The 9,525-nt window shown below is 68.2% G+C and carries 10 protein-coding genes; all 10 read left to right on the top strand.

The window, feature by feature from the left end:
• Positions 1-629 (top strand): molybdopterin-dependent oxidoreductase (locus ACFQ4O_RS11885; protein WP_378775909.1); only part of this gene is annotated, 629 nt, incomplete at its 5' end.
• 148 nt (positions 630-777) lie between these two features.
• Positions 778-1,785, top strand: coding sequence for an NADH-quinone oxidoreductase subunit NuoH (gene nuoH / locus ACFQ4O_RS11880; RefSeq protein ID WP_378775908.1), 1,008 nt, complete (start codon positions 778-780; stop codon positions 1,783-1,785).
• 10 nt (positions 1,786-1,795) lie between these two features.
• Positions 1,796-2,029 carry a hypothetical protein gene (locus ACFQ4O_RS11875; RefSeq protein WP_378775907.1) on the top strand — a complete coding sequence of 78 codons (234 nt, stop codon included), beginning with the start codon at positions 1,796-1,798 and terminating at the stop codon, positions 2,027-2,029.
• A 30-nt stretch (positions 2,030-2,059) separates the two neighbouring features.
• Positions 2,060-2,548, top strand: a complete 489-nt coding sequence (gene nuoI / locus ACFQ4O_RS11870) for an NADH-quinone oxidoreductase subunit NuoI (protein WP_378775906.1) — start codon at positions 2,060-2,062, stop codon at positions 2,546-2,548.
• A 154-nt stretch (positions 2,549-2,702) separates the two neighbouring features.
• Positions 2,703-3,332, top strand: coding sequence for an NADH-quinone oxidoreductase subunit J (locus tag ACFQ4O_RS11865; protein ID WP_378775905.1), 630 nt, complete (start codon positions 2,703-2,705; stop codon positions 3,330-3,332).
• Between the two features lie 2 nt (positions 3,333-3,334).
• The gene (gene nuoK, locus ACFQ4O_RS11860; RefSeq protein WP_378775903.1) at positions 3,335-3,643 is read left to right on the top strand and encodes an NADH-quinone oxidoreductase subunit NuoK; all 309 of its coding nucleotides are present in this window, start codon (positions 3,335-3,337) and stop codon (positions 3,641-3,643) included.
• 25 nt (positions 3,644-3,668) lie between these two features.
• Positions 3,669-5,783 carry an NADH-quinone oxidoreductase subunit L gene (gene nuoL, locus ACFQ4O_RS11855; RefSeq protein ID WP_378775902.1) on the top strand — a complete coding sequence of 705 codons (2,115 nt, stop codon included), beginning with the start codon at positions 3,669-3,671 and terminating at the stop codon, positions 5,781-5,783.
• 154 nt (positions 5,784-5,937) lie between these two features.
• Complete coding sequence (locus ACFQ4O_RS11850; RefSeq protein ID WP_378775901.1) at positions 5,938-7,452, top strand: NADH-quinone oxidoreductase subunit M; 1,515 nt, start codon at positions 5,938-5,940, stop codon at positions 7,450-7,452.
• A 19-nt stretch (positions 7,453-7,471) separates the two neighbouring features.
• On the top strand, positions 7,472-8,902 hold the full coding sequence (gene nuoN / locus ACFQ4O_RS11845) for an NADH-quinone oxidoreductase subunit NuoN (RefSeq protein ID WP_378775900.1): 1,431 nt from the start codon (positions 7,472-7,474) through the stop codon (positions 8,900-8,902).
• A 52-nt stretch (positions 8,903-8,954) separates the two neighbouring features.
• Positions 8,955-9,356, top strand: a complete 402-nt coding sequence (locus ACFQ4O_RS11840) for a hypothetical protein (protein ID WP_378775899.1) — start codon at positions 8,955-8,957, stop codon at positions 9,354-9,356.
• Positions 9,357-9,525: the final 169 nt, after the last annotated feature.

The following is a 9,525-nucleotide window of genomic DNA, read 5'->3' as shown; positions in this document are numbered from 1 at the left end:
ACGGCTTCGCGGTGCTGCACACGGCGGCCTCGCGGGTCGGCGCGCTCGATCTCGGCCTCACGCCGGGCGCGGGCGCGAAGACCGCGGCGGAGATGGCGGCCCCGGGCGGCCTCGAGGTGGCGATCCTGCTCGGCGCCGACGAGATCGAGGTCGCTCCCGGCGCCTTCGTGGTCTATCTCGGCAGCCACGGCGACCGCGGCGCGCACCGCGCCGACGTGATCCTGCCCGGCGCGGCCTACACCGAGAAGTCCGGCCTCTACGTTAACACCGAAGGCCGGGTGCAGGTCGCGAACCGCGCCACCTTCCCGCCCGGCGAGGCGCGGGAGGACTGGGCCATCCTGCGCGCCCTGTCCGACCAGGTCGGCGCGCGCCTGCCGTACGACTCGCTGGCGCAGCTCCGCGCGGCGCTGGTCGCGGCCTATCCGCACTTCGCCCAGGTGGACGAGATCGCGGCGGGCGACGTTGCCGACGTGGCGCGGCTGGCGCAGGCCGGCGGCGCGCTGTCCGGCGACGTGTTCCTGAACGCCGTGTCCGACTTCCATCTGACGAACCCGATCGCCCGCGCCTCGGCCATCATGGCCGAGATGAGCGCGCTGCGGCAGGGCGCGCTGACGGAGGCTGCGGAGTGATGAATGTGCGAGCAAGCTCGTCCGTCATGCCCGCGAAGGCGGGCATCCACGACTGTCGTGGCGCGGCGGTCGACGTCCAAGTCGTGGATGCCCGGCGTGCGCCGGGCATGACGGCGCGTGTCGCAGCGGCTGAGTGAGGGCGGATAACGTGGAAACCCTTCTCCAGGTGCTGCTGATCCTGGCCCAGAGCCTCGCGCTTCTGGTCGCGCTGCTGGTGTTCATCGCCTACATCCTGCTGGCCGACCGCAAGGTCTGGGCGGCGGTGCAGCTGCGGCGCGGGCCGAACGTGGTCGGGCCGTTCGGCCTGTTCCAGTCCTTCGCCGACCTGCTCAAGTTCGTGCTGAAGGAGCCGGTGATCCCGTCGAGCGCCAACAAGGGCGTGTTCCTGCTGGCGCCGCTGGTCACCTGCTTCCTCGCGCTCGGCGCCTGGGCGGTGATCCCGCTCGCCGACGGCTGGGCGATCGCCGACCTGAACGTGGGCATCCTCTACGTGTTCGCGATCTCGTCGCTCGGCGTCTACGGCGTCATCATGGGCGGCTGGTCGTCGAACTCGAAGTACCCGTTCCTCGGCGCGCTGCGCTCGGCGGCGCAGATGGTGTCCTACGAGGTCTCGATCGGCTTCGTGATCATCTGCGTGCTGCTCTGCGTCGGCTCGCTGAACCTGTCCGACATCGTGCGGGCGCAGGACACTGCGGCCGGCGTGTTCGGCTGGTACTGGCTGCCGCTGTTCCCGATGTTCGTGGTGTTCTTCATCTCGGCGCTCGCGGAGACCAACCGGCCGCCGTTCGACCTGCCCGAGGCGGAGTCGGAGCTCGTCGCCGGCTTCATGACCGAGTACGGCTCCACGCCCTACCTGCTGTTCATGCTGGGCGAGTACGTGGCGATCATGACCATGTGCGCGCTGACGACGATCCTGTTCCTCGGCGGCTGGCTGTCCCCGATCCCGTTCGCGCCCTTCACCTGGATCCCGGGCGTGATCTGGTTCGTGGCCAAGATGTGCCTGGTGTTCTTCATGTTCGCCATGGTGAAGGCCTTCGTGCCCCGCTACCGCTACGACCAGCTCATGCGCCTCGGCTGGAAGGTGTTCCTGCCGATCTCACTCGCCATGGTGGTCATCGTCGCCGGCGTGCTGCAGTTCACGGGCTGGGCGCCGTGAGGCGCGGCCGGTGAGCCCAAGCGTCCTCGGCGCGCTCCTCGGCGCGCTCGCGGGCGCGGGTCTCGGGTGGTTCGGGGCGCGGGTGATCAACGCGGGCCTCGATGCGCAGATCGCACGGGCGTCTCCCGAGGACGCCGCCAAATTCGCGACGATCCGCCGGCTCGCCGGTCCGATCGTCATCGCCACCACCGTCGCGGAGATCGCGATCGTGGGTTACGTCGGCGTGGAACTGCTCGCGGGCTGAAGCGCCCGCACAAGGAGACGAGGGTTGGAGATGCGGCTCGACCAAGCGGCCCGCTCGCTGTTCCTGAAGGAGTTCGTGTCGGCGTTCTTTCTGTCGATGCGCTACTTCTTCCGGCCGAAGGCGACCATCAACTACCCCTTCGAGAAGGGCGCGATCAGCCCGCGCTTCCGGGGGGAGCACGCCCTGCGCCGCTACCCCAACGGCGAGGAGCGCTGCATCGCGTGCAAGCTGTGCGAGGCCATCTGCCCCGCGCAGGCCATCACCATCGAGGCCGGCCCGCGCCGCAACGACGGCACGCGGCGCACGACCCGCTACGACATCGACATGGTGAAGTGCATCTATTGCGGCTTCTGCCAGGAGGCCTGCCCGGTGGACGCCATCGTCGAGGGTCCGAACTTCGAATTCGCGACCGAGACCCGCGAGGAGCTCTATTACGACAAGGAGCGCCTGCTCTCGAACGGCGACCGCTGGGAGCGGGAGATCGCCCGCCGCATCGCGCTCGACGCGCCGTACCGGTGAGGGCCGTGATGACATTCCCGCCGTCATGCCCGCCTTCGCGGGCATCCACGACTGTCCACGCCGCGCCCTACGCTGAAGTCGTGGATACCCGCGCTTCGCGCGGGCATGACGCCCGCCGCGCCGGCGCCTACCTTCCGCGCAAGGACCTTCGCGCATGAGCTTCGCCGCCCTGTTCTTCTATCTGTTCGCGACGGTCACCGTGGCCTCCGCCTTCATGGTGATCGCGGCCAAGAACCCGGTTCACTCGGTGCTGTTCCTGATCCTCGCCTTCGTGAACGCGGCCGGCCTGTTCGTGCTGATGGGCGCCGAGTTCCTGGCGATGATCCTGGTGGTCGTCTACGTGGGCGCCGTCGCGGTGCTGTTCATGTTCGTGACCATGATGCTCGACGTGGACTTCGCCGAGCTGCGCGACGGCTTCCTGCAGTATCTGCCGGTGGGCGCGCTGGTCGGCCTGATCGTGCTGGTGGAGCTGGTGCTGGTGGTCGGCACGTGGAGCTTCAGCGGCGCCCAGAGCACCGTGACCGCCACCGCGCCGATCCCGGCCGACGTCACCAACGCCGAGGCGCTTGGCCGCGTGCTCTACACCGAGCATCTGCTGCTGTTCCAGGCGGCGGGCCTCGTTCTGCTCACCGCCATGATCGGCGCCATCGTGCTGACGCTGCGCGAGCGCCGCGCCGGCGTGAAGCGCCAGGACATCTCGGCCCAGGTCGCCCGCGGGCCCGCCACCGCCATCGAGGTGGTGAAGGCGCGTCCGGGCGAGGGCCTTTCGGAGGGGACGGTCTGACCATGGACGTCGGTCTCGGACATTACCTCACCGTCGCGGCAATCCTGTTCACGCTCGGGGTGCTCGGCATCTTCCTGAACCGGAAGAACGTCATCGTCATCCTGATGTCGGTTGAGCTGATCCTGCTCGGCGTGAACATCAACTTCGTGGCGTTCTCCACCCACATGGGCGACCTGAACGGCCAGGTGTTCGCGCTGTTCGTGCTCACCGTCGCCGCCGCCGAGGCCGCGATCGGCCTCGCCATCCTCGTGGTCTACTTCCGCAACCGCGGCACGATCGCGGTCGAGGACATCAACCGGATGAAGGGGTGAGGGCTCGAGCCCCTACGGACCGCCGATGTACCATCTGATCGTCTTCCTTCCGCTTCTGGGCGCCATCGCCGCCGGCGTCATCGCGCTCGCCGGCGCCCGCAAGCGCCATCCCGGCGCCGTGGGTCCCGTGGACGCGTTCCATCACGCCCACGACCACGGCGGCCACGACCATGGCCACGCCGCGCATCACGACGCCCATGGGCACGGCCATGACGCCCACGCCCATGACGCGCACGGCCATGACGACCACGGCCACGGCCCGGTCGAGCCGCCGGCGCAGGGCTCGCGCCTCGCGGAGCTGATCACCACCGGCCTGCTGATGGTCTCGGCGCTGCTGGCGTGGATCGCCTTCATCGATGTCGCGATCTCGGGCAACGCCGCCCATGTGCCGGTGCTGCGCTGGATCACGTCGGGCGAACTCGCCATCGACTGGGCGTTCCGGGTCGACACGCTCACCGCCGTGATGCTGGTGGTGGTGACCTCGGTGTCGGCGCTCGTGCACCTCTATTCCATCGGCTACATGCACGAGGATCCGAACCGGCCGCGGTTCTTCGGCTATCTGTCGCTGTTCACCTTCATGATGCTGATGCTGGTGACGGCGGACAATCTGGTCCAGCTGTTCTTCGGCTGGGAGGGCGTCGGCCTCGCGAGCTATCTGCTGATCGGCTTCTGGTACCAGAAGCCTTCGGCCAACGCCGCGGCCATCAAGGCCTTCGTGGTCAACCGCGTCGGCGACTTCGGCTTCCTGCTCGGCATCTTCGTCACCTTCGTGGTGTTCGGCAGCGTCCAGTTCGAGACCATCTTCGCCGCGGTTCCGGCCGCGGCCGACAAGACCATCCACGTCTTCGGCCACGACTGGCACGCGCTCACCGTGATCGGGCTGCTGCTGTTCATGGGCGCCATGGGCAAGTCCGCCCAGCTCGGCCTGCACACCTGGCTGCCGGACGCCATGGAGGGCCCGACCCCGGTCTCCGCCCTGATCCACGCGGCCACCATGGTCACCGCCGGCGTGGTGCTGGTGGCGCGCATGTCGCCGATCTACGAGTTCGCGCCGGACGCGCTCACCGTCATCACCTATGTGGGCGCGACCACGGCGATCTTCGCCGCCACCGTCGGCCTGGTGCAGACCGACATCAAGCGCGTCATCGCCTATTCCACCTGCTCGCAGCTCGGCTACATGTTCGTGGCGCTCGGCGTCGGGGCCTATGGCGTGGCGGTGTTCCACCTGTTCACGCACGCCTTCTTCAAGGCGCTGCTGTTCCTGGGCTCCGGCTCGGTGATCCACGCCATGCATCACGAGCAGGACATGCGGAACATGGGCGGCCTGCGCCGGCACATTCCGCTGACCTACTGGATGATGGTGATCGGCACGCTGGCGCTGACCGGCTTCCCGCTGACCGCCGGCTACTTCTCCAAGGACGCGGTGATCGAAGCGGCCTATGCGGCGCACACGAGCGCGGGCATGTACGCCTTCACGCTCACCGTGGTCGCGGCGCTGCTGACCTCGTTCTACTCGTGGCGCCTGATCTTCCTCACCTTCCACGGCCGCCCGCGCGCCTCGCTCGAGACCATGAGCCACGTGCACGAGAGCCCGCGGGTGATGACGGTGCCGCTGCTGGTTCTGGCGGTGGGCGCGCTGTTCGCCGGCGCGGTGTTCAAGTCGCGCTTCATCGGCGACAAGCACGACAGCTTCTGGAACGGCGCGCTGTTCGTGGGCGAGCACAACGAGATCCTGCACCACATGCACGAGGTGCCGGCCTGGGTGATCTGGTCGCCCTTCGTGATGATGGTTCTCGGCTTCGCCGCGGCGTGGTTCTTCTACATCCGCAGCCCCGAGACGCCCGTGCGCCTCGCCGAGCGGCACCGCATGCTCTACCAGTTCCTGCTCAACAAGTGGTACTTCGACGAGCTCTACGACCGGCTGTTCACCCGCCCGGCCAAGTGGCTCGGCCGCTTCCTCTGGAAGACGGGCGACGGCCGGATCATCGACGGCCTCGGGCCGGACGGCGTCTCCGCCCGGGTGATCGACGTCACCGACCGCGTGGTGAAGCTGCAGACCGGCTACGTCTACCACTACGCCTTCGCGATGCTGATCGGCGTCGCGGCCCTGTTCACCTGGTTCCTGATGCGGGGTCTGTGATGATCGTCGATCTCCAGGTGACGATGGAAACGCCTCGTCATGCCCGAGCCTGTCTCGGGCATCCACGACTGCCTGTCAGCCGCTTGGCGCTCGAAGTCGTGGATACCCGCGCTGCGCGCGGGCATGACGGACGCGAAGTCGCAGGAACGCTCCAATGACCGGCTGGCCCATCCTCTCGCTGCTGACCTTCCTTCCGCTGGTCGGCGTGTTCTTCCTGCTCGTGATCCGCGGGCAGGACGAGGCGAGCCTCGGCAACATGCGCCACGTGGCGCTGTGGACGACCGTGGTGAACTTCGGCGTTTCGCTCGTGCTGTGGGCGAAGTTCGACCTCGCGCAGCCAGGCTTCCAGTTCATCGAGCAGGCCGAATGGCTCGGCGGCTCGATCAACTACAAGCTCGGCGTGGACGGCATCTCGGCGCCCTTCGTGGTGCTGACCGCCTTCCTGATGCCGTTCTGCATCCTTGCGTCCTGGACCACCATCAAGACGCGGGTGCGCGAGTACCTGATCGCGTTCCTCGTGCTCGAGACGCTGATGATCGGCGTGTTCTGCGCGCTCGACATGGTGCTGTTCTACCTGTTCTTCGAAGCTGGCCTGATCCCGATGTTCCTCATCATCGGCATCTGGGGCGGCCCGCGCCGGGTCTACGCCAGCTTCAAGTTCTTCCTCTACACGCTGCTCGGCTCGCTGCTGATGCTGGTCGGCATCCTCGCCATGTACGGGACCGCGGGCACCACCGACATCGTGGCGCTGCTCGCCTACAAGTTCCCGGCGGACATGCAGTGGTGGCTGTGGCTCGGCTTCTTCGCCTCCTTCGCGGTGAAGATGCCCATGTGGCCGGTGCACACCTGGCTGCCCGACGCCCATGTGGAGGCGCCGACGGCGGGCTCCGTCATCCTCGCCGGCATTCTGCTGAAGATGGGCGGCTACGGCTTCCTGCGCTTCTCGCTGCCCATGTTCCCGCTGGCGTCGGAGTATTTCGCGCCCTTCGTGTTCACCCTCTCCGTCGTCGCGATCATCTACACCTCGCTGGTCGCGCTGATGCAGGAGGACATCAAGAAGCTCATCGCCTACTCCTCGGTGGCGCATATGGGCTTTGTGACCATGGGCATCTTCGCGCTGAACGAGCAGGGCGTGCAGGGCGCGGTGTTCCAGATGATCAGCCACGGCGTGGTCTCGGGCGCGCTGTTCCTGTGTGTGGGCGTCGTCTACGACCGGCTGCACACCCGCGAGATCAAGGCCTTCGGCGGGCTGGTGCATCGCATGCCGTGGTACGCTGCGGCGTTCCTCGTCTTCACCATGGCCAATGTGGGCCTGCCCGGCACCAGCGGCTTCGTGGGCGAGTTCCTGACGCTGATGGGCTCTTTCCGGGCCAACTCCTGGGTGGCGCTGTTCGCCACCACCGGCGTCATCCTGTCGGCCGGCTACGCGCTGTGGCTCTACCGCCGCGTGGTGCTCGGCCCGCTGGACAAGCCGGAGCTCGCCGGCGTTCCGGACCTGTCGCGCCGGGAGATCGCGCTGCTCGCGCCGCTGCTGGTCCTCACCGTGCTGTTCGGCGTGTGGCCGGCGCCGGTGATTGACTTCTCCGCCGCCTCCATCGACGGCCTGCTGCAGCAGACCACCGCCGCCATCGAGAGCGCCGGCAAGGCCGCCGCTCTGGCGGGGCAGTGAACCTCGGGACGACCTGACCATGGACGCCACCTTGCCTTCCCTCGCGCCGGCGCTTCCCGAGCTGATCCTCGCGGTCGGCGCGCTCGTCCTCGTGCTCGTGGGCGCGATCCGCGGCGAGCGCGCCACCCCGCTGGTCAACGGCCTCGCGCTCGTGGTGCTGGCCCTCGCCACCGTGGCGCTCACGCTCGCGCCGGAGGAGGCCACCTTCAACGGCGCCTTCGTGCTCGACGGCTTCGCCCGCTTCATGAAGCTGATCGCCTTCATCGGCGCCTTCGCCGCGCTGCTGCTGTCGTTCGACTACATGGAGCGCCTGCGCTTCGCCCGGTTCGAGTACGCCATCCTGGTGGTGCTCGCGACGCTCGGCATGGCGCTGATGATCTCGGCCCACGACCTGATCGCGCTCTATCTCGGCCTTGAGCTGCAGAGCCTCGCGCTCTACGTCATCGCCGCCATCAACCGCGACGACGAGCGCTCCACGGAAGCGGGCCTCAAGTATTTCGTGCTGGGCGCGCTGTCGTCCGGCATGCTGCTCTACGGCGCGTCGCTGATCTACGGCTCCACCGGCGCGGTGGGCTTCACCGAGATCGCCGCGGCGCTCAAGGGCGGCGAGGCCTCGCTCGGCCTGATCTTCGGCGTGGTGTTCCTGATCTCCGGCTTCGCCTTCAAGGTCTCGGCGGTGCCGTTCCACATGTGGACGCCGGACGTCTACGAGGGCGCGCCGACGCCGATAACCGCCTTCTTCGCCTCCGCCACCAAGGTGGCCGCCATGGCCATGTTCGTGCGGGCCGTCGCCGAGGCGCTGCCGGAGGTGACCTCCGAATGGCGGCAGGTGGTGGTGTTCGTGGCGCTGGCCTCCATGGCGCTCGGCTCCTTCGCCGCCATCGGGCAGAGCAACATCAAGCGCCTGATGGCCTACTCCTCCATCGGCCACATGGGCTACGCGCTGGTCGGCCTCGCCGCCGGCACGCCCGAGGGCGTGCGTGGCGTCGCGATCTATCTGGCGATCTATCTCGCCATGACGCTCGGCGCCTTCGCCTGCATCCTCTCCATGCGGGTGGGCGAGCGCTATGTGGAGAACGTGTCGGATCTGGCGGGCCTGTCGCGCACCAAGCCGGCCATGGCCTTCGTGCTGGCGATGATCCTGTTCTCGCTCGCCGGCATTCCGCCGCTGGCGGGCTTCTTCGCCAAGTTCTACGTGTTCTACGCCGCGGTGAACGCGGGGCTCTATCCGCTCGCGGTGGCCGGCTTCGTGCTGTCGGTGGTCGGCGCGTTCTACTATCTGCGCCTCGTCAAGATCATCTATTTCGACGAGCCGACGGTGGAGTTCGCGCCGATGACGCTTGCGGCCAAGGCGGTGCTGACGGTCGCGGGCGGCTTCACGCTGCTCTACTTCGTCTACCCCGGCCCGCTCACCGCCGCCGCCGGCGCCGCCGCCCAGTCGCTGTTCTGAGAGTGAGGGAGGCAGGGCCGCTTCGCTGGTTCGCGTCGCGGCTGCGCCCGCTGTGAGCTTCGCACTGACGACGCTTTCAGACGTCGCCGCCGCGCGCGTCTGGAGCCACGTTCCCTGGGCGCAAGGGCTGCTCGCCGTTCAGGTGGGGTTGTGTCTGATCGCTCTTGCGGCGCGCCGCCGTGCGTTTCGCGTCGCGTTGGTCGGCGCGCTCGCCGCGGCGTTCTTGCCGCTGCTCGCATTCAATGTGCTCACAGGGTTCGACGGTGTAAGTCGATCGCTCAACCTGTTTTGGCTGTTCGTTTTCGGGGCCGCCGCTGTCGCGATGGTCGGCGCTGTCGTCGCGCTTCTTGGGCTTCGCTCTGGAGCCGTGCGAAGCGCCGTTCTGCTTCTCGCCTGCGGCCTGTTCGTCGCAAGCGCTTTGAATGTGCCGGGATGGGTGGCGGCCGCGAATTGATGACCTTCGCTCTCGGCCCTGACGCCATCGCCGCCGGCCATGCCCTTCAGGCCTATGACACTGTCGGCTCCACCAACGCCGAGGCGCTCGGGCTCGCGCGCGAGGGGCGGGGGCCGGTCTGGGTGGTGGCGCGGGCGCAGACGGCGGGGCGGGGGCGCCGGGGTCGGGC

The sequence above is a fragment of the Methylopila musalis genome, assembly GCF_042679725.1.
Classification (GTDB): Bacteria; Pseudomonadota; Alphaproteobacteria; order Rhizobiales; family Methylopilaceae; genus Methylopila; species Methylopila musalis.
The sequence above is the reverse complement of the archived record's forward strand: the minus strand, read 5'-3'. Positions and strand labels throughout refer to the sequence as shown.